This is a genomic window from Endozoicomonas gorgoniicola, assembly GCF_025562715.2.
Taxonomy (GTDB): Bacteria; Pseudomonadota; Gammaproteobacteria; order Pseudomonadales; family Endozoicomonadaceae; genus Endozoicomonas_A; species Endozoicomonas_A gorgoniicola.
On record NZ_JAPFCC010000001.1, the window covers coordinates 5170001 to 5191220 of the forward strand.

At 49.4% G+C, this 21220-nt stretch carries 17 protein-coding genes and 2 rRNA genes (1 of these 19 only partly in view); 14 read left to right on the top strand and 5 right to left on the bottom strand.

Features of this window, described 5'->3' with window-relative positions; translation table 11 throughout:
• The 6 genes from NX722_RS23145 to NX722_RS23170 form a co-directional block, all read left to right on the top strand.
• A 23S ribosomal RNA gene (locus NX722_RS23145) occupies positions 1-2657 on the top strand; it begins 251 nt to the left of the window's first position.
• A 250-nt stretch (positions 2658-2907) separates the two neighbouring features.
• Positions 2908-3023, top strand: a 5S ribosomal RNA gene (rrf, locus tag NX722_RS23150).
• 224 nt (positions 3024-3247) lie between these two features.
• Positions 3248-4492, top strand: a complete 1245-nt coding sequence (locus NX722_RS23155; RefSeq protein WP_262565224.1) for a dicarboxylate/amino acid:cation symporter — start codon at positions 3248-3250, stop codon at positions 4490-4492.
• A gap of 130 nt (positions 4493-4622) precedes the next feature.
• Positions 4623-5576, top strand: coding sequence for a 2-hydroxyacid dehydrogenase (locus NX722_RS23160; protein WP_262565225.1), 954 nt, complete (start codon positions 4623-4625; stop codon positions 5574-5576).
• A gap of 59 nt (positions 5577-5635) precedes the next feature.
• A complete protein-coding gene (gene ylqF, locus NX722_RS23165; protein ID WP_262565226.1) occupies positions 5636-6553 on the top strand; it encodes a ribosome biogenesis GTPase YlqF in 918 nt (305 codons plus the stop codon).
• Between the two features lie 166 nt (positions 6554-6719).
• Positions 6720-9113, top strand: a complete 2394-nt coding sequence (locus tag NX722_RS23170; RefSeq protein WP_262565227.1) for a penicillin acylase family protein — start codon at positions 6720-6722, stop codon at positions 9111-9113.
• A gap of 2 nt (positions 9114-9115) precedes the next feature.
• Here the strand turns inward: NX722_RS23170 and NX722_RS23175 are convergent, their stop codons facing one another.
• Positions 9116-9319 carry a hypothetical protein gene (locus tag NX722_RS23175; RefSeq protein WP_262565228.1) on the bottom strand — a complete coding sequence of 68 codons (204 nt, stop codon included), beginning with the start codon at positions 9317-9319 and terminating at the stop codon, positions 9116-9118.
• 100 nt (positions 9320-9419) lie between these two features.
• Between NX722_RS23175 and NX722_RS23180 the strand changes: the two genes are divergently transcribed.
• Positions 9420-10289, top strand: a complete 870-nt coding sequence (locus NX722_RS23180) for a trypsin-like serine peptidase (protein ID WP_262565229.1) — start codon at positions 9420-9422, stop codon at positions 10287-10289.
• 181 nt (positions 10290-10470) lie between these two features.
• Here NX722_RS23180 and ispG read toward each other — a convergent pair whose 3' ends face one another.
• Positions 10471-11706: a flavodoxin-dependent (E)-4-hydroxy-3-methylbut-2-enyl-diphosphate synthase gene (gene ispG, locus NX722_RS23185; RefSeq protein ID WP_262565230.1), complete on the bottom strand. Its 1236-nt coding sequence runs from the start codon at positions 11704-11706 to the stop codon at positions 10471-10473.
• A gap of 178 nt (positions 11707-11884) precedes the next feature.
• On the opposite strand from ispG, the gene trpR reads away from it, so the two are divergent.
• The 6 genes from trpR to NX722_RS23215 all read left to right on the top strand — a co-directional run bounded on the left by trpR (position 11885) and on the right by NX722_RS23215 (position 19036).
• Complete coding sequence (gene trpR / locus NX722_RS23190) at positions 11885-12172, top strand: trp operon repressor (RefSeq protein WP_262565231.1); 288 nt, start codon at positions 11885-11887, stop codon at positions 12170-12172.
• Positions 12169-13428: an aromatic amino acid transport family protein gene (locus NX722_RS23195; RefSeq protein WP_262565232.1), complete on the top strand. Its 1260-nt coding sequence runs from the start codon at positions 12169-12171 to the stop codon at positions 13426-13428. The genes trpR and NX722_RS23195 overlap by 4 nt, the downstream gene beginning before the upstream one ends.
• Positions 13429-13541: 113 nt before the next feature.
• Entirely contained in the window at positions 13542-13721 is a 180-nt protein-coding gene (locus NX722_RS23200) for a type II toxin-antitoxin system RelB/DinJ family antitoxin (RefSeq protein WP_265442381.1), read from the top strand.
• A 38-nt stretch (positions 13722-13759) separates the two neighbouring features.
• Positions 13760-14683 (top strand): proline iminopeptidase-family hydrolase, encoded by a 924-nt coding sequence (locus NX722_RS23205; RefSeq protein ID WP_262565234.1) that lies wholly within the window; start codon positions 13760-13762, stop codon positions 14681-14683.
• Between the two features lie 82 nt (positions 14684-14765).
• Positions 14766-16091 carry a short-chain fatty acid transporter gene (locus NX722_RS23210; protein WP_262565235.1) on the top strand — a complete coding sequence of 442 codons (1326 nt, stop codon included), beginning with the start codon at positions 14766-14768 and terminating at the stop codon, positions 16089-16091.
• A gap of 122 nt (positions 16092-16213) precedes the next feature.
• The gene (locus tag NX722_RS23215; RefSeq protein ID WP_262565236.1) at positions 16214-19036 is read left to right on the top strand and encodes an autotransporter family protein; all 2823 of its coding nucleotides are present in this window, start codon (positions 16214-16216) and stop codon (positions 19034-19036) included.
• A gap of 18 nt (positions 19037-19054) precedes the next feature.
• Here NX722_RS23215 and NX722_RS23220 read toward each other — a convergent pair whose 3' ends face one another.
• Positions 19055-19537, bottom strand: coding sequence for a DUF29 domain-containing protein (locus NX722_RS23220; protein WP_262565237.1), 483 nt, complete (start codon positions 19535-19537; stop codon positions 19055-19057).
• A gap of 150 nt (positions 19538-19687) precedes the next feature.
• Here NX722_RS23220 and NX722_RS23225 point away from each other — a divergent pair, with 150 nt between their 5' ends.
• Positions 19688-20002 carry a Rieske (2Fe-2S) protein gene (locus tag NX722_RS23225; protein WP_262565238.1) on the top strand — a complete coding sequence of 105 codons (315 nt, stop codon included), beginning with the start codon at positions 19688-19690 and terminating at the stop codon, positions 20000-20002.
• 84 nt (positions 20003-20086) lie between these two features.
• Here the strand turns inward: NX722_RS23225 and hslR are convergent, their stop codons facing one another.
• A complete protein-coding gene (gene hslR, locus NX722_RS23230) occupies positions 20087-20515 on the bottom strand; it encodes a ribosome-associated heat shock protein Hsp15 (protein ID WP_262565239.1) in 429 nt (142 codons plus the stop codon).
• Positions 20512-21192, bottom strand: a complete 681-nt coding sequence (yrfG, locus tag NX722_RS23235) for a GMP/IMP nucleotidase (protein WP_262565240.1) — start codon at positions 21190-21192, stop codon at positions 20512-20514. Before yrfG ends, hslR begins: the two co-directional genes overlap by 4 nt.
• Positions 21193-21220 lie beyond the last annotated feature (28 nt).

Genomic DNA, 21220 nt, shown 5'->3' on the forward strand with positions numbered 1-21220 from the left:
GCGAACGGGGACCAGCCCTTAAGCAATCCTGGAGTTAGCGGAACACACTGGAAAGTGTGGCCATAGTGGGTGATAGCCCCGTATGCGAAAACTCCTTTATTGTGAAATCGAGTAGGACGGCACACGTGAAATGCTGTCTGAACATGGGGGGACCATCCTCCAAGGCTAAATACTCCTGACTGACCGATAGTGAACCAGTACCGTGAGGGAAAGGCGAAAAGAACCCCGTTGAGGGGAGTGAAACAGAACCTGAAACCGTGTACGTACAAGCAGTGGGAGCATGCTCAGGCATGTGACTGCGTACCTTTTGTATAATGGGTCAGCGACTTACATTTTGTGGCAAGGTTAACCGAATAGGGTAGCCGTAGGGAAACCGAGTCTTAATAGGGCGAACAGTCGCAAGGTGTAGACCCGAAACCGGGCGATCTATCCATGAGCAGGTTGAAGACCAGGTAACACTGGTTGGAGGACCGAACCCACTGTCGTTGAAAAGCCAGGGGATGACTTGTGGATAGGAGTGAAAGGCTAATCAAGCCCGGAGATAGCTGGTTCTCCTCGAAAGCTATTTAGGTAGCGCCTCTTGTCTCACCATCGGGGGTAGAGCACTGTTTGGGCTAGGGGGTCATCCCGACTTACCAACCCCATGCAAACTCCGAATACCGATGAGTGCAATCAAGGGAGACACACGGCGGGTGCTAACGTCCGTCGTGGAAAGGGAAACAACCCAGACCGTCAGCTAAGGTCCCAAAGTAATAGTTAAGTGGGAAACGATGTGAGAAGGCCCAGACAGCCAGGAGGTTGGCTTAGAAGCAGCCACCCTTTAAAGAAAGCGTAATAGCTCACTGGTCGAGTCGGCTCGCGCGGAAGATGTAACGGGGCTCAAACTATTCACCGAAGCTACGGGTTCGATGCTCTTTTTATAAAGAGTTGTCGAGCGGTAGAGGAGCGTTGTGTAAGCGGTTGAAGGTGTGCCGGGAGGCATGCTGGACGTATCACAAGTGCGAATGCTGACATGAGTAACGATAAAGGGAGTGAGATCCTCCCTCGCCGGAAGACCAAGGGTTCCTGCGCAACGCTAATCGGCGCAGGGTGAGTCGGCCCCTAAGGTGAGGTCGAAAGACGTAATCGATGGGAAACAGGTTAATATTCCTGTACCCCCCTTGACTGCGATGGAGTGACGGAGAAGGCTAGGCCGGCAGGGCGATGGTTGTCCCTGTTTAAGGTCGTAGGCTGTGGGCCCAGGCAAATCCGGGTCCACTTATGCCGAGAACTGATGACGAACCGGCTACGGCCGGGAAGTGGTTGATGCCATGCTTCCAGGAAAAACTTCTAAGCGTCAGGTCAAGGGGGACCGTACCCCAAACCGACACAGGTGGTCAGGTAGAGAATACCAAGGCGCTTGAGAGAACTTGGGTGAAGGAACTAGGCAAAATGGCACCGTAACTTCGGGAGAAGGTGCGCCGGTTCTGGTGATGAGATTTACTCTCTAAGCTGGGACTGGTCGAAGATACCAGGTGGCTGCGACTGTTTATTAAAAACACAGCACTGTGCTAACACGTAAGTGGACGTATACGGTGTGACGCCTGCCCGGTGCCGGAAGGTTAATTGATGCTGTTATTCTTCGGAAGAAGCGGTTGATCGAAGCCCCGGTAAACGGCGGCCGTAACTATAACGGTCCTAAGGTAGCGAAATTCCTTGTCGGGTAAGTTCCGACCTGCACGAATGGCGTAACGATGGCCACGCTGTCTCCACCCAAGACTCAGTGAAATTGAAATCGCTGTTAAGATGCAGTGTATCCGCGGCTAGACGGAAAGACCCCGTGAACCTTTACTACAGCTTCACAGTGGATCTTGATGTTGCTTGTGTAGGATAGGTGGGAGGCTTTGAAGTGTGGACGCCAGTCTGCATGGAGCCAACCTTGAAATACCACCCTGGCAATATTGAGGTTCTAACCCAGGTCCCTTACCGGGACCGGGGACATTGTGTGGTGGGTAGTTTGACTGGGGCGGTCTCCTCCCAAAGAGTAACGGAGGAGCACGAAGGTTGGCTAAGCACGGTCGGACATCGTGCGGTTAGTGTAAAGGCACAAGCCAGCTTGACTGCGAGACGTACAGGTCGAGCAGGTACGAAAGTAGGTCTTAGTGATCCGGTGGTTCTGAATGGAAGGGCCATCGCTCAACGGATAAAAGGTACTCCGGGGATAACAGGCTGATACCGCCCAAGAGTTCACATCGACGGCGGTGTTTGGCACCTCGATGTCGGCTCATCACATCCTGGGGCTGAAGCCGGTCCCAAGGGTATGGCTGTTCGCCATTTAAAGTGGTACGCGAGCTGGGTTTAGAACGTCGTGAGACAGTTCGGTCCCTATCTGCCGTGGACGTTGGAAGTTTGAGGAGAGCTGCTCCTAGTACGAGAGGACCGGAGTGGACGAACCACTGGTGTTCGGGTTGTGTCGCCAGACGCATTGCCCGGTAGCTAAGTTCGGACGGGATAACCGCTGAAAGCATCTAAGCGGGAAGCCCCCTTCAAGATGAGACTTCCCTTGGCCCTTGAGGCCACATAAGAGACGTTGAAGACTACGACGTTGATAGGCGGGGTGTGTAAGCGTTGTGAGGCGTTGAGCTAACCCGTACTAATGACTCGAGAGGCTTGACCATATAACGCCAAAGCGATTTGTACTGAAATCGTTCCAGACGATTTTCAGCACTTCCTCCATCCATGGAGGTCGCCATACACGAGAGTGTGAAGCAAGAAATACAGCTTATTAAGAACAGGATTCCAGAGTTTGCAGTAGCCTAAACTGGCAGCGGAAAGCGGAAAGCGGAAAGCGGAAAGCGGAAAGCGGAAAGCGGAAAGCGGAAAGCGGAAAGCGGAAAGCGGAAAAACTGCAACTCAAAAAAGAATTTGCCTGGTGACCATAGAGTGTTGGAACCACCCGATCCCATCCCGAACTCGGAAGTGAAACGACACATCGCCGATGGTAGTGTGGGGCTTCCCCATGTGAGAGTAGGTCATCGCCAGGCACTCATTTAGAAAACCCCAATCGAGAAATCGGTTGGGGTTTTTGCTGTGTGCTGAAAAAAATAAAGATGTTAACTTATTTCTAAAGCCCTCCCCTGCGTTGACAAATATCAACTTAATTTTAAATCACAAAACATATTATTCCCGCATCGCAAATTTCAAGCCATTGTACGCACTGATGCCCATATAAACGTCAGTGGTTTGATTTTTTTCTCAAGGGGGATTTATGAGTAAAAGTGGTGAAAAAAAAGAGTGGGGGCTTATTAATAAGCTTTTGATTGGTATCGCAGCTGGTATTGTAATCGGACTGTTCGCTAATGAATCAGTTATGAGTGTGATCGGCTCATTCAAACATCTTCTCGGGCAATTTATATTTTTCACCATACCACTGGTTATTATTGGCTTTATTGCTCCGGCCATTACACGGCTGCGACATAATGCTAATAAAATGCTGGGCGCAGGTATCAGTATTGCCTATCTGTCGGCGGTTGGCGCAGCGAGTATGGCTTATGCAGCAGGGCTGTTGATTATTCCACACCTTTCTGTACCTATGTTTGTTGAGGGGCTGCGTACACTTCCGGAAGCTGGGTTTCAGCTGAACATTCCACCTTTAATGTCTGTTATGACCGCTTTGGTGACTGCTATTTTGCTGGGCATAACCGTTCTGGGAACAAAAGCTGAGTCTTTTGAAAGAGCGCTGAATGAGTTTGAAGGCATCATGATGATGGTTGTGAAAAAGATGGTGATTCCAGTATTGCCGTTTTTTATTGCAACCACCTTCGCGGGTCTGGCGTATCAGGGAACACTGACACAACAGCTGCCGGTTTTCTTAAAGGTAGTGGTGCTGGTTCTTATTGGTCATGCTGTCTGGCTGGCAGTGTTGTATAGCATTGCAGGTGCTATTTCAGGCAAAAACCCTCTGGAAGTGTTAAAGCATTATGGCCCTGCTTACTTAACGGCGGTTGGCACTATGTCCAGCGCAGCCACTCTGCCGGTTGCTTTAAGTTGCGCCCGTAAATCGAAGGTTCTGACCAAAGATACCGTTGACTTCATGGTGCCTCTGGGGACAACCATTCATCTGTGCGGCTCAGTTCTGACCGAAACATTCTTCGCCATGGTTATTTCTCTGATGTTATATGGTGCAGTACCGGGCTTTGGCACAATGCTCACCTTTATACTGTTATTTGGCATTTTTGCTATCGGTGCTCCGGGCGTTCCCGGCGGTACTGTGATGGCGTCAATGGGTATTGTTGTAGGGGTTCTGGGTTTTGACCCAGCGGGTGTCGCCTTGTTGCTGGCTATTTTTGCCCTGCAGGATAGTTTTGGTACAGCCTGTAATGTTACCGGTGACGGGGCAATTACTCTTATGCTGGAAGGACTCTTTAATAAGAATGGAGAACTGGCTGCCGCCGCTTCAGAAGTCAGCGCAAACACCGCTGCAGGAAGTGCAATTCATACTCCAAACTCCTGATCTGTAAAACAGAAGAGCGTGAAGAGCAGACTTCGCGCTCTTTTTTTGTCTTTAAAAATTGAGTTTCTCATGTGTCGGGTCGTTACGGATACTTTCATCCATCAATGAGCCTTAGTTTGCATAAAGCACAATGAATACTATTAATGGAGACCGGATAGTGAAAATAGTCGTTTATAACAGGGAGGCCGGGGATAAATGGGAAGCAGCGGTCAAACAGGCTTTTCCTGAAGCCGACGTTCGACAATGGCATGAAAATCAAGGGTCAGGGTGGCTGGCTGATTACGGTGTCATCTGGCAACCACCCATTGAATTTTTTACAGAACAAACGGCCCTGAAAGCTGTCTTTAATCAGGGGGCGGGTGTTGACCATCTGGTTAATATGGAAGGTCTGCCAGAAGGGCTTCCCATCTATAAGTTGCGTGGTGCTGGCATGGAAAAGCTGATGTCAGAATATGTTGCTTATGGGTTAATGCACTTTTACAGAAACTTCGATGTGTATCGTCAGCAGCAGTCAAAAAACGTCTGGAGGGGTTATAAGGTTGCTGACAAATCCCAGTGGTCAGTGGGTGTATTAGGACTGGGTACCATTGGTACGGCAGTTGCCGAACATATTGCCAGTATGGGCTTCCCGGTTAATGGTTGGAGCCGCAGTCATAAACAGTTCGAAGGGGTCAGAACGTTTACCGGCAAGGATGGTCTGAATGATTTGTTGAAACAGTCCAGAGTGCTGGTTTCTTTACTGCCAGCGACGGAAGCTACTTACCGGCTACTCAATGAACATTCGCTGGCTCTGCTGCCCGAAGACTCTGTGCTAATCAATGGCGGACGCGGTTCAGTGGTTGATCTTGATGCGGTTCAGAATCTTCTGGATAAAAAACACCTTCGTGGTGCTGTCCTTGATGTGTTTGAAAAAGAGCCGCTGGATGAGAACCACCCACTGTGGCAGTACGAGCAGGTGATTATTACGCCCCATATTTCAGCGCCAACCCCGAGGGAAAAGGCGATGGAGCAGATAGCTTCTTACATTGAACAGTTTGAACTGGGTGTCATACCCGAACCCATTGATCGATCTTTGGGCTATTAAACTGGAACTCTGGGAGCGAACCATTAAAATACCGCCTTCACGAGATTAAGGGTTTTATTATGGCGATTAACTGGTTTCCCGGGCATATGCACAAGGCTCGAAAGGAGATCAAAAAGGTTATTCCGGAAGTTGATCTTATCATCGAAGTTCTGGATGCCCGGCTTCCTTTCAGCAGTGGAAACCCACTGGTGCCATCCCTGCGTGGAGATACGCCTTATATCAAGGTACTCAACAAAAGCGACCTGGCTGACCCGGTGGTGACCCAGCAGTGGCAGCAGCACATGGAGAAGGAAAAAGGTGTAAAGGCTATTGCCACCACCAATAACCAGCCAGATAAAGTGCGCGGCCTTTTGCCTCTGGCAGAGAGTATGGTGAACCGTAATCTGGAGTTGAAGCCGTTGCGAGCCATGATTCTGGGGATTCCCAACGTAGGTAAGTCCACCATGATCAACACTCTGGCGAACCGGATTATTGCCAAAACCGGCAATGTGCCAGCGGTGACCAGGCAGCAGCAACGCATTAAGTTACCAAATGGCATGATTCTGCTGGATACGCCGGGCTTTCTGTGGCCCAAGCTGGAGCCGGAAGCCTGTGGCTATCGTCTGGCGATTTCCGGTGCCATTAAGGATGCAGTGATTGAGTATGAAGATATTGCCTACTTTGCGGCTGAATACTTTTTGAAAGCTTATCCGGAAGCTCTGAAGCAACGCTTTCAGATTCACGACCTGCCAGACAATGAGATTGAGCTGATGGATGTGATTGCACAGCGACGTAACTGTATGCGTCGTGGTGGTATTGCTGACACTCACAAAGTCTCTGAAATTCTTCTGAATGAATTCCGCAGTGGTGGCCTTGGTCGTCTGAGCCTGGAAACGCCCGATATTATTGAGCATGAGATAGAAGTTCTGATGGCGCAGAAAGCAGAGGAAGAAGACCGGAAAGACGCAAAAAAAACTTCCCGCAAAAAAAGGCGATAGCTCAGCAAGATGATCTTCTAATCAGATTTGAAGTCAGGCGGTAAAAACAGAACCGCCTTACTTCCCTCTTTCAGTCGTGCTACGTTTACTCAGATAAAAAGAATAATAAACAGGTTCTATAATGCAGCTGTCACTCAAAGCAAAGTCGCTGAAACAAAGGTGGCTTATGCGATTTTTTTTGCTCACCTTTTCTTTATTGCTGATTCCTTTTTTGTGGATAACTAATACACTGCGGGGCAGTCTTCCGACACTGAACGGCAATGTTCAGGTACAGGGGATTGATTTCCCTGTCACTATTGAACGTGACAGCTACGGTGTTCCCTCGATAATTGGCAATAACCGGACAGATGTCGCTTTTTCCACAGGTTATCTTCATGCTCAGGAACGCTTTTTTCAGATGGATCTCGGGCGACGAAATTCTGCCGGTGAATTGTCGGAGCTGGTGGGTTCAGTTGCACTTGAACACGATAAACGACAACGGAAGCATCGATTCAGGCTGGTTGCTCAGCAGGCAGAAACATTGCTGCCCGACAAGCATCTGCAAATTCTTAACGCTTACACAAAAGGTGTAAATGCTGGTCTGGTGGATCTGGATTCTAAACCCTTTGAATACTGGTTATTAAATGTTGAGCCACAACCCTGGGCCAATGAAGATACCTTTCTGACAGTGTTCAGCATGTATCTGGACTTAAACGACGGCGATGCAGGGTTAGACAAGACTAAAGGGTATCTGGAACAGGTCGTTCCCAGAGAGGTTGTTGAATTTCTGTCACCTTTGCCAACACGCTGGGATTCTCCTCTGGTTGCAGACAGCCTTCCCGTACCAGCCTTGCCAGATTCAGGGCAGGTGAACCTTCGTGACAAGCCGCTGAGTACCTATAAAAACCTGACGGGAACATTGGTTGAAGAGGCTGCCATTGGCAGCAACAACTGGGCGGTATCCGGTGCATTGACCCGCCATGGTGGCGCTATTGTCGAGAATGATATGCATCTGAACCACAGGGTTCCCAATGTCTGGTACCGGGCGCAGTTTCGATTCCCTCACCCGGATAACAGTCATCCTGATGTTCGAATAACCGGTGTTACCCTGCCGGGAACTCCGATTATTGTTGTTGGCAGCAATGGTTACGTGGCCTGGAGTTTTACCAACAGTTATGGCGACTGGGTCGATCTGGTGACTCTGGATGCAGAAGACAATGTTTATCAGACGAATGAAGGTTTTGAGTCTTTGTATCAATGGTCTGAAACAATTCTTGTCAAAGGTCAGGAGCCTGTCGTCGTTGACTATCAGGCCACTCGGTGGGGGCCGGTTGTTGAATCGATTTCGGGGGATAAGCAGTACGCTTTACGCTGGACGGCACATAAGCCAAACGCAACAAATCTCAATCTAATTGAGCTGGAAACGGCTACGACGACCAGGCAGGCGATGACTATTGCCAATACCAGCGGTATCCCTCCACAGAATTTTACAGTGGGAGATCGTCACGGCAGCATCGGCTGGACAATCGCAGGCCGAATACCATCAAGAATTGAACTGGACTCAACGTACCCCCTCCCGTGGGATCAGGCAGACTTACAGTGGTCGCGTTGGCTGACAGCCGATGAATACCCGACCGTGATCAACCCTGAGTCACACCGGATATGGACTGCTAATGCCCGGGTGGCTTCCGGTGACAGTTATAAAAAGCTGGGTAATGGTGGCTATGCGCCTGGGCCAAGACAGTTGCAGATACGAAATGCCCTGATGAATCTTGAACAGGCTGATGAAGACGCCATGTTGGCGGTTGCCCTGGATCATCGGGGCATTTATATGAACGACTGGCGACAGTTAGCCCTGAAGGCTTTAACAGAATCTGCAAGGGTGGGTCATAGCGGACGAGAGTCGTTTTATCGCTATTTGTCAGAATGGTCTGGTAAAGCAGCGGTTGATGATGTTGGTTATCGCCTGGCCCGGGAGTTTAACGACAATGTAACGCTTAAAGTACTGCAATCGCTGGGGCGCTACTTTCTGTCCCAGTCAGAGTTGTCCCTGTCAGAAAGCACTTCCCCGGATATTGATGACAGCTGGTTGCAGAGGTTAAACCATGAAGAGGAAATGATCTGGCGGTTGCTGGATGAGCGCCCGATGCACTGGCTCAGCCCTCAGTATGAAAGCTGGGATGAACTGTTGCTGGAATCCATTGATGACGTCATTGAAACCCTTGGCGGGGAGTCCGGGCTGGCTCGGGCAAGCTGGGGACAACGCAATACGGCTAAAATTAACCATCCTCTCAGTTCTGCCCTGCCAGTTATTGGTCAGTGGCTGAATATGCCTGCGGTACCGTTAAGTGGAGACACCTGGACTCCCAAGGCACAAAAGCCCTCTTCAGGTGTCTCTGAGCGGATAGTTGTTGCGCCAGGGCGTGAGGCTGATGGCATTTTCCACATGCCCGGAGGCCAGAGCGGGCATCCGTTATCACCTTTTTACAAGCTGGGCTACATGGATTGGGTAAATGGCAGTAAGACACCTTTTTTACCACAGGAAACCCAATATAGATTAACGTTGCAGCCTGACAGCTAAAGCTAATAAGTCGTTTCAGGAATGGCAGGAAGAAATTGCCCCTGAAGATCCTGCTGGTAGGCTTCAGGCAGCTCATCGGGCTCATAGTTAAGCATGACGGCAAAGTTCCGCAGGTCTTTCTGCCGCTGCTCAGACTGGGTGCAAGGGGTATGGTTGTCGGTATAAAACAGAATTCGATCCGCCTGGTCAGGTTCGAGCTGAGACATCGTGTAGTTTGTATCAGGCGACGGCAGGCTTGTGATATCTCCAGCTTCCGACCTTTTGTTTAATAAAAGACCTGAATTCAGGAGAAATCAGGGTAATGCAATGAATAGAAAATACATTTATAAATTTCTTCCTTATTTTTTAATATTAATTTCTAATCTTGCTCAGTCAAAATACAGACCGGAACGTTTTGTTCAACCTTTTACCAAAGTTCCGGCAGGTACTTTACAATGGGTTGTTCAGATTAATAATCAGTTTGGTAGGTGGTGTACAGCAATGCTCATATCAGACAGACATGTTCTGACTTCTGCCCATTGTCTTTTACCAGAAGAAGAAACTAAAAATTTAAAAATAGAATTTGTTAACACAAAAAATCGGTTTATAAAAAGGGCAATCAGATACATTATTCACCCTGATTATTTTGATCCTGATTCAGCTACAGACATAGCTATAATTGAGCTGGAATCCCCAGTGCACACTATCAGAACACCTAACGCTGACTTTAATTCAATCTGTCCGGGCTATCTTTCGAATATCCAAAACCCTATGGTTGCAGGCTATGGTGGAGGAACACTATTAAAGCTAATAGATTTGAGCTGGGATAAACATTGCATTAACAAGGAGCTTAGAACCAGCTACGCAGGAGTGGCACAAGGAGGTGATTCTGGTTCGCCTCTGTTTTATGATTTTAAAAATGAAACCAATGTACTAGGTGTTCTTAGTGCCAATCGCTTTTATCCCGATAATACAAACAGACTTATTTTTATGTCTTTGTCATGGCAAAAGCAATTTATTAACGATCATATTCAATTAAGCAAAACGTACAACCTTGAACGCAGTAAATATTATATTTCTGGCCGATCACTTAATATCGGTAACTGGACTGAAATATCAGGTGCGTTATTCACATCAGCTAACAAAATCATTTATTTGGTAAGTGGCACAGTGTTATTTATAAATCTTCAATTTTAAGAATCACAGAGCAAACGCCTCAAGTTCGTTCAGGGCTTCTCCCTTCACCCGACACAGCTTCGGTACGCCGCTGAAGCAGGCATTATAGAGTTAAGCAGTTAATGGATCCCAAACGGTAAAAGCAGCCGGAAAAGCACAGGCTGTGCTTTTCCGGGATAGATTTCCTGGATCTGAGCGCGGATTAACTGGAAGCGATCAGGTCACTTCGGGGCGGATAATTCTTGTGAACATAGTCTTCGATCATCTGCTTGTATTCGTCAGCAATGTTTTCGCCTTTAAGCGTTTTCACTTTTTTACCGTCTACAAACACGGGCGCTGAAGGCGCTTCTCCGGTTCCTGGCAAACTGATGCCAATATTGGCATGCTTGCTTTCGCCGGGGCCATTCACAACACAGCCCATTACGGCGACTTTCATATCTTCAACGCCGACCAGCTGATGCCTCCAGGTCACCATTTTGGTGCGTAGGAAAACATCCACTTCATCGGTCAGTACCCGGAAAAAGGTGCTGGTGGTTCGACCACAGCCGGGGCAGGCGGTTACTTCTGGTGCAAAACTGCGAACTTCCAGTGCCTGAAGAATTTGTTGGGAAACAATGACTTCACGATCACGACTGCCATTGGGTTCGGGGGTCAGTGAAGTGCGGATGGTATTACCAATACCCTGCTGCAACAGAATGCCCATGGCGATACTGGATGCGACGATACCCTTACTGCCCATACCCGCTTCCGTCAGTCCCAGGTGCAGGGCGTACTGGCAGCGGTCAGCGAGCATCTGGTAAACACAGATCAGATCCTGTACACGGGAAACCTTGCAGGAGATAACAATTTTGTCCTTCCCAAGGCCATGCTCAACCGCCGCATTGGCACTGGTGATGGCAGACAGAACCAGTGCTTCGTGCAGAATTTCCTGGGACGGTTTCGGGTTATCCGATCTGGCGTTTTCATCCATTAAACGGGTCGACAGCTCTTTATCCAGGCTGCCCCAGTTCACACCAATACGCACAGGCTTGTCGTATTTAATGGCGACATCAATCATGGCATTGAAACGGTCGTCTTTCTTATTACCAAAGCCGACGTTTCCGGGGTTGATGCGGTACTTGTCCAGCAGCCGGGCGGTTTCGTCGTATTTGGTCAGCAGCAAATGACCGTTGTAATGGAAGTCACCGACAATTGGTACATGGTAACCATCGGCACGTAGCTGACGGTAGATTTCAGGCACTGCGGCGGCTGCTTCTTCGGTGTTGACCGTTACCCGGACAATTTCCGAGCCAGCGTCTGCCAGCAGCTTGATCTGGGCCACGGTCTTTTCAACATCGGCAGTGTCCGTATCGGTCATGGACTGAACAACCACAGGGGCATCACCGCCTATGGTGACAGGTCCAACCTTAACTGAATGGGTTTGATGGCGTGAGCCCATTAAGCTGAATCCTCCGGGGAAGTGAGTATTAGAGAATATAAAATTCCTCCAAGTTTATCACTAATCGATAAGGGCGTACGGATAGAGTCGCTCATGACGGTTTAAGTACAAAACACGATCAGAATAAAGACTGTACTGGTGTACTATTACGGCAGTACGATTTTTTTGGATTCAAGCAATGCCCAACAAGCAGTGGAGTCAGCTTACAGAACTGTTGCATAAGCAGAGTCATGCCGGGGACCTGGGAAAGCTGTTAATGATCTTGCTGGCGCCTGAAGAGCGGGACTCTATTGCTACCCGTCTATCGATTTTGAAGGCCCTGTTAGATGGCAAACAGTCCCAGCGAGAAGTCGCTGCCGGGCTGGGGGTCAGCATTGCCACGATTACCAGAGGGTCGAACAATCTTAAGTCGCTGAAAGAAGCGGATAAACAATTCCTTATCAAGCAGATTGGAATAAGCGAATGAGTGAAGCAGTACTGACGGGTGCAGACACCCGGAGTCAGAAGCCTGGTGGGTCTGTGCTCGGAGGGGCGCTGATCGTTGCCGGAACCAGTGTCGGCGCAGGTATGTTTTCCCTGCCAGTGATCACCAGCGGCGCATGGTTTGGCTGGTCTCTGGTCATGCTTCTAATCGGCTGGTACTGCATGTATAGCGCCGGGCTGTATTTGCTGGAAGCCAATCTTCGCCACCGGGAAGGTGCCAGCTTTGACACCATGGCTCAGGCAACGCTGGGCAATTTCGGACGTCTGATCAATGGGCTGTCGGTGGGCTTTGTCTGCTACATCCTGACTTATGCCTACATTTCGGGTGGCAGTTCAATCATTGCCCACACACTGCAATCAGTGGCAGACATCAATATAGGTACAGAGCTGGCCGGTATTTTGTTTGCTGTTATCCTGGGTTCTGTCGTGGTGTTCGGGCCCATGGCGGTGGATAAAGTGACAACCGTTATGCTGGGAGCCATGGTGATTACCTTCCTGGGTTTCAGCGGTGGACTGCTGGATAATGTCAGTACCGGCAACCTGTTCAACGGCCTGCCACTGTCTGAAAGCAGCCCGTTTGCGCTGGGCATGCTTCCCTTTATTGCGGTCAGCTTTGGCTTCCAGACCTGTGTTCCCACCCTGACCGGTTATTTGAAGCATGACAGTAGCCGCCTCAAATCTACTATTCTGATCGGCTCTGTGCTGGCTCTGGCCTTTTACCTGATATGGCAGCTGGTGATCCTGGGCAACCTGTCCCGTGAACAGTTCCCGGCGATTATTGCTTCTGGCGGTAACATTGGTGACCTGGTCCGGGCACTGGAACAAACCGGGCTGAACATGAGTACTTCCAAGATGTTGCAGCTGTTCTCACACCTGGCAGTGGCCACCTCTTTCCTGGGTGTATCCATGGGGCTGTTTGATTACATTGCTGATTTCTTTGGTTTTAGTAATGATTTGCCGGGACGACTGAAAACGGCGGCAGTCACCTTTGTTCCTCCAACGGTTCTGGCGGTGATGCTGCCAAATGGCTTTATTACTGCCATCGGTTTTGCAGGTATTGGTGCAATGATCTTCTGTACGATTTCTCCGGTACTGATGGCGATTAAAGGTCGCTCTGAGCAGGATAAGTACCAGGTATCCGGTGGCAAGCCAAGAATCGCAGTGGTATTGGGCTTCGGTCTGGTCGTGCTGGTTCTGGAGATGGCGAATACGATGGGAATGCTGCCAACCTTTGGTTAATTGATAGCCATCCTCCCCTAAGCCGTTCTTTCTTCTTCAAGCCTGATATGTCGCAAGATGTGTCAGGTTTTTTTATGCTTTCATGGCAATTTTCCCATAAACGAGAATGAATGATGGCTAAAGAAACCACCGTACGCGCCCGCATTGATGAAACCCTGAAAGAAGAAGCTGAGACCGTTCTGAAAGAGCTGGGCATCACCACGTCTCAGGCGATTAATATCTATTTCAGTCAGATTGTTCTTCGTCAGGGACTGCCGTTTGACGTGAAGATACCCAAAAAGCACCTAAACTGAAGCCGTACTGAAAACCTTCCATGGGGTAGCGATTTTCCATGACCGCTCTTTTCAAAACCAGGCAAAACAAGCACCGCGCGCCTGGCGTGCAATGGATTGAACTGGATAATGGCTACAGGGTGTGGACGCTCAGGGTCGGCAGTGGTGCTGTTAAAGTTCTGACACTACATGGTGGTCCCGGGTGTACTCACGAATATCTGGAGTGTCTGGAGGAGTATCTGGTTCCGGCAGGCATTGAGGTTATTTTTTATGATCAGCTCGGTTCCTGGTGTTCTGACCAGCCTGATGATGACTCGCTCTGGCAACTGGATCGCTTTGTTGACGAAATCGAACAGGTTCGCAAAGCTCTGGATCTGGATGACTTCTACCTGTTCGGTCATTCCTGTGGCGGGTTATTTGCGATTGAGTATGCCCTGAAATACCAGGTTCATTTGAAAGGACTGGTGCTGAACGGCATTACTGGCAGTATTCAGTCTTATGTCACGCATATTAACCATCTCAGGGAGCATTTACCTGCCCCGGTCATTGAGCGGCTGAAAGGGTTTGAAGACAGAGGTGACCTTGATAATGAAGAATACCAGGACCTTCTGGATGAACACCTTTACCGCCGACACATCTGCCGCCTGCCAGAGTGGCCCGATGCACTGGATCGGGCGTTCGAACATTTGAATTATAAAGTTTACAACGCCATGCAGGGCAATAATGAATTCGTATTCACTGGCAATCTGCTGGGGTGGGACCGCTGGAATGAGCTGGCTGAAATCCGAACGGCTACACTGGTGCTGGCAGGTCGCTACGACACCATGTCTCCGGACGACCAGAAGCAGATGGCGTCTGTTATTCCTCACAGCCGGGTGGTGATCTGTGATAACGGCAGCCACTGTTGTATGTGGGATGACCCGGAGAATTATCGTCGTGCGTTAGTGGACTTCTTCCGGGATGTTGAATCCGGTCGTTTATAAGCAGCGCAACGCTGAATGAAACGATAACCAGAATGAAGCGATAACCACAATGAAGCGATAACCACAATGAAGCAATAACAATATGAGGCACGCTGTGAAGCGGTTAACCGTATTTTTTGATCATCTGATGCGACGGTATCTGCCAGACCCCTTTGTTCTGGCTTTGCTGCTGACGCTGGTGACTTATGGTCTTGGAGTAATGACCACCGACACCTCCTCTGTGGAGATGGTGCGGTACTGGGGAGACTCTTTCTGGAAACTGATTCCATTTACCATGCAGATGGTGCTGATTCTGGTGACAGGTTATGTTCTGGCTATTGCCCCTCCTGTTCACGGGTTATTACGAACCCTGTCCGGGCTGGCTAAAACGCCGGGGCAGGGCATTATTCTGGTAACGCTTCTGTCATTTGTTGCCTGCTGGATTAACTGGGGGTTCGGGTTAATAACCGGGGCGCTGTTTGCCCGCCATGTTGCCAGACATCGACCTGATATTGATTACCGGTTGCTGATTGCCAGCGCTTACAGTGGGTTCCTGATCTGGCATGGTGGTTTGTCAGGTTCAGTGCCTCTCACCATTGCCACTGAAAGTCATTTTATGGCGAATGTCATGGGCGTGGTGCCGACCTCTGAGACATTGTTCGCTCTCTTTAATCTGGTGATTCTTGGGATTCTGCTGGTGGTCATGCCACTGCTGAATCGCTGGATGATGGCGCATCTGGATCATATCGTCACTGTCGATCCCGAATTGCTGAAGGATGCACCCATAAAAGAGTTTGAGCCTGTCGATACGCCAGCCCGCCAGCTCGAACACAGTCGCCTGCTGGTGCTGTTACCGGCGTTCATGGGGCTGGCTTACCTGTTGATTTATTTCACCGGGCCGGGGGCAACTCTGAGCCTGAACAGTGTGAACTTCCTGTTTCTGATGCTTGGTCTGCTGTTGCATGGTCATGTGGGGCGCTTTCTGGACGCGGTCAGCCAGAGTGTCAAAGGGGCTGGTGGCATTATCATTCAGTTTCCTTTGTATGCAGGCATTATGGGGATGATGATGTCCTCCGGTCTTGGGGCTGCGATCACCCACTTCTTTGTGAACATTTCTTCTGTGGACTCCTTTGCCCTGCTGACGTTTCTCAGTGCTGGCCTGTTAAACCTGTTTATTCCTTCCGGTGGCGGACAGTGGGCGGTGCAGGCACCCATTATGATTCCTGCGGCACTGGAACTGGGGGTAGAACCCGCTAAAGCCGCCATGGCAATCGCCTGGGGGGATGCCTGGACCAATATGATTCAGCCCTTCTGGGCGTTGCCTGCATTAGCCGTTGCCGGACTACAGGCAAGGGACATAATGGGGTTCTGCATTATGCACTTGCTGGTCAGCGGGGTAGTGATTGGCAGTGTGCTTTATTTCCTGTGAAAAACGCTTTGAGAGCATCCCCTAAGGTTTCTGTTGCGCAGACCGATTAAACAGCAGATGCCGGATAAAGGCTAAATGCCTCTATCCTTAACCGGTCACGCAAGGGACACAGGGACGTGGGAATGTCTACGGAAATCATTGTTCGAACAAAAGGACTTGTTCGCACAGTACTTAGCGCCGCTCTATTTCTGACTGCTACTCAGCCTGTTATCGCTGTAACTCTTACTCAGAATATTCCTTACGAGCAGGCTGTTCATGATTATGGTGTCATTACCATTAATGCAAAGCTGAGTGTATCGACCTCGAATGACCAGGCAGTGGTTACCATCAAAGCAAAGTCCGGTGGTATTCGCATTGAGCAGGGTGCAGGCATTGATAATATTGGTAATAACTCTTCTCCTTCTATTTATGTAAGCAAAATTGGCACCCTGTTAGGGGCGCTGGATAACGAAGGGATTATTCAGGATGGCGTTGTCATTGCTGGCCGTTCAACCCCTCAGACCGGCATGGCCTATCGAAGCCGGGGCAAGGACAATAACAACTGGGCAGGTTTGCAGGGTGGTTACAAGGTTCAGGGCAATGGTGCTATTGCTGGTGTTGTTGAGACGATGAATGACCATGCCGTATTTCTGGACGATCACTCTTATATGGATTTTATCGCTGTTGATTCCGGCAGTAGCCTTAAGTCATCAGGTGATGGCAGTGCTGCTGTTTATGTGTCTGAGAATGCACAAATAGGTGGTACGTTGCCACCTAATACAGTCTTGAATTCCGAGTCCGATACCGTCTTTGATATTGCAGGCACCCTGAGTTCGTCTAACGGACAAGCTATTAATATTGCTGGTTCTGCTACCGGTCAGATAAAGATCGCCTCGTCCGGCGTCCTGTCAGGTAAAGGGGGAGGAGAGCCCGGTGGGGCTGCGTTGCTGGTCAGTGGTACTTACACAGGTAGCTTAAATAGTCAGGGCACGATCAAAGGGGGCGTTTTTATCAGTGGCACCCATAATGCCTCACAGGAACATGCAGTTTTCCTTAATGACCAGTCAAAGGCCGACTTTATCGCAGTAACAGGAACGATGACGGCTACTGGAAACAGTAAAAGTGCGGTTTATGTGGACAACGGCGCTCAGCTGGGGGGCATTGTTGTAGATGGCGGGACGATCAAGGCATCATCAGGTAGCAGCGTCATTACCGTTCGGGGAGACCTGACAGGCAAGGTTTATCTGAAAGATGGTTTCATAACCGCTGCCAGTGCTAACGATACATCCCTCGACTTTTCCAGTTCTGACAAGCCCCTGATGTTTGAGCAGGTGGGAAATAATTCCAAAACCACGGGTACGATTTTAGCCAGTGATCAGCATAAAAATGACTGGGTAGCGTTCCGGGGTGGCAGTTTTGAAGGTGATACGATTCAGGATGTTGATCATCTGGTGGTCAGTACGATCACCAGTGGAATCGCCATGTCGGGCAACTTTACCCTGCCTGCCCAGACAACCATTGAGCTTGTAAAGCAGCAACAGCTGAATGATCAAAGTCAACCGGTGACAGATAGCAATCAAAATCCGGTTTACGAACTGAACAGCAATGCACTGATGACAGTAACAGGCCGGTTAAGCGCAATGGAGCAGGGCAGTAATATCCAGTTCAAGCCAGCGTCACTCACCGAATATGATCTGGTTAAAAAAGGTGTGACACTGACGGTAGTTGAACCGGGCAGTATGGAGGGTTCAGTGGCCGGGCGTGTGACGGTGGATTCTGGCAGCTACCTGGTTGAAGCCACGGAGAACTATTCTGCCGGGAAGTTGCAGGTACAACTGAAGTCCAGAGATGCAAACGGCGTCAAACAGTTAGTGATGAAATCCGGTGCCAACTCCAGGGCATCAGAAGTGTTTAGTAAGGCGGTGGATGTTATTAATGCCGGAGCCTATACCGATGCAACCAGGGGCAGCAAGCTGTTTGCGAAACTGAACGCAACGAATTATGACGCTAAGAAGCTGGCCGGACAGGTTCAGCCGAGGGTTGCCGGTGAGGTGCAGAAATCATCTCAGACGGTTGCCAATACCGCTCATAATATCGTCTTCAACCGCGTACACGGCTTACGTCGTGGTATTAGCTATGGTGACCAGTTTACCGATGGTGCGGCCTGGGGACAGATGTTGTACAACAGTGGCAAACAGGATGACGTTGATGGTGAGCCGGGCTTTAAAAACCAGGCATGGGGCATAACCCTTGGAGTCGATGGCGAACTTGACTCTGCCATCAGAACGGGTCTGGCACTTTCAATGGTTAGGAGTACGGTCGATGGCAATGAGGGCAGCACCAATAAAAGTTATAGTTATCTGGCTACCTGGTACAACAGCTGGAATGGTCGCGGCTATTTTCTTGACACCATGCTGTCCATGGGCCGTTCAGCAAATGATATGACGAAAACCATTGATGGTTACCGTGTAAAAGCGGATTTTGAGGTTGATCAGTGGGGAGGCAGAGTCATTGGCGGTACTAACTGGCGGGTAGGCAACTGGACGCTTTCTCCTCAGACTGAATTTAACTATGGTCTGGTCCGGGTTCAGGAATACGAAGAAAAAGGCGACAGTGGTTTTGAGCAGAAAATCCAGAGCAAAGATTACAATACCTGGGAGCTGGGGGGCGGTATGAAGTTCAATGGCGAATACTGGTACCGCAATGGCGTGATAAAACCTGAGCTGACTTTCATGGGGTATTACGACTTTGGTACCGATGGCACAATTGTTAAGTCCACTTACCTTGCCGGAGGCGAATCCTTTATGGTCACAGGACCGGACCGGGACAAGGTACGCCTGCATATGGGGCTTGGGCTTGGATTACAGATGAACAACCGCTGGACGCTCCACACCGGTTATAACTTTAACTGGAAAAAGACTTACCAGTCTCACAGTTTTTCCGCTAAAGCCCGTTATGAGTTCTGATGGTTACTCTTTCATTATTTAACCTTCCGGCAACCAGCCGCTTTTCATAATGGTCTCAAAGTCCCACGGACAATTCTCCGGAAAACTGGCGTTGTTCAACCGCTGGTGGGGCTGAACGTAATCGTTCATGGCTTCGATGGCCAGCTCTTTGCCATCCTGATAGCTGTCTTCGAAAACTTCCGGAACCTTGTGTTTCAGGTGAGGGCGGCTTTTCATAAGGCGATGGAGCTGTTTACGTTGTTCCCGAATGGTTCCTTTCCAGTTGCGGCAGTTATAAGGTTCTGGCAATACCGGGTTAATAACATTTATCTGATAGCTGTATTTGAGCAGGTGCAGTAACAAGGTCGTCAGGCGTGATTGCAAGGCATCAAGCTCACTGCCCATATCGTCGAACTCCTCAATAACACGCTCAAGGTCGAGCTGGTCAAACCGTTTGTGAATCAGGTGTTGTTTTTGCTGTTCTTTCCAGCGGTAAAAGTCAGTATCGTAAAGGTTGTCCATGATAAATCCTCCGTCAGCTCTTCACTCTAGACGGATAGTCGAAAGGAATCAAAAACGAATTATTCGAATCTTTAAAGGGTTGACCGGAGCATTACAAGCCCGTCAAAACCGCATAAAATGGCTGAAACAAAATAAACACCGGACTGAATCATGATCAAACTCTGTGCTGTTGATGAGCTGGCAAATCCTGGCAGCAAAGGTTTCCACAATGAGAAAGGGCATGTTTTTGTGGTTCGGCAAGATGATGACGTCTACGTTTATGAAAACAGTTGTCCCCATCTTGGCATTAACCTTGAGTGGCATGAAGATCAGTTTCTGGATTCGGAGCAGAGGCTGATTCAATGCTCTACCCATGGCGCGTTGTTTCTGATTCACAGTGGTGAATGCATTGCCGGTCCTTGTCCGGGAGAAAAGCTCAACAAAATTTCCCATGAAATCCATGAGGGCGTCATATACCTCCCGTGATGTTTGAACACTGAACAGTTCAAACCCTGTGAACTGTTCAGGAGCAGAAAGTCAGGAGCAGAAAGTCAGGAGCAGAAAGAAAGCTCAGTCGTCAAACCCAAAGTCGGCTTTCTGTTTCATAATGTCGCGGCGCTGCTTTTTGTCCGGACGCCGCTCAGGTCTTGGTGTAGCGCCACGCAGGGCTTTGCGCTGTTCGGCACTGGCTTCACGATGGGCAATACTGTTAGCCGTTTCTTCGTAAAGCTGCTGAGCGATTTCTGCCTTCTGGCGCTTGTCGCTCAGCGCCCGTACGATCACGGTTTTTTCGTCCCAGCCTACCCGCAGGCGCAGTTCGTCACCCACTTTTGGCTCTTTGCCGGGTTTGCAGCGGCTACCGTTCAGGTGTACCTTGCCGCCATCAATGGCTTCCTTGGCAATGTTGCGGGTTTTGTAGAAACGTGCTGCCCACAGCCATTTGTCCAGGCGAATTTTACTGTCAGGCTTGTTATTAAGCTTGCTGTTGGATTGACTCATACTATCTTTTCAGGGGTGATGGTTGCAGGGGTAATTAACTCTCTGAAGTCTTCGACTGCCTCATAGCCCTGTGTATCCCATGCCCCTTTTTTGCTGTCAGGATAACGTACGGCCAGCAGATGACGAATTCCATAGGTTCTGGCGGAATCCAGGATTCGTACACTGTCGTCGATAAACAAAGCCTTCTCCTTATCAAGACTGATATCGACTTCCAGATTCTGCCAGAATGCCTGGGATTCTTTCGGGTAGCCATAGTCGTGAGAGCTGATTAAACGGTCAAAATAGTGCGCCATCGACAGTCGTTCAAGTTTAATCGACAGGCTGTTTGGATGAGCGTTGGTGATCATAATCACCTGTTTTCCGCGTTCTTTCAGGCTGTGAAGAAATTCCCGGGCATGTGGACGAAAAGATATGAGGTGGTTGATCTCATTTTTCAAGGCTACGATGTTCAGGTTCAGTTCCTTTTCCCAGAAATCCAGGCAGTACCACTGCAACCTGCCTTCCTGCTGGGCAAAGCGGGGTTCCAGTTCATTCTTCGACTGCCTGATCGTGATGCTGTGCCTTTCTGCGTATTTCTGTGGTACGTATTCCTGCCAGAAATAATTGTCGAAGTGCAGATCCAGTAAGGTGCCGTCCATATCCAGCAGAACGGTATTGATAGCATTCCAGTTCATCATTTGGAAAGACTCTTTTGTGATGGCCAAA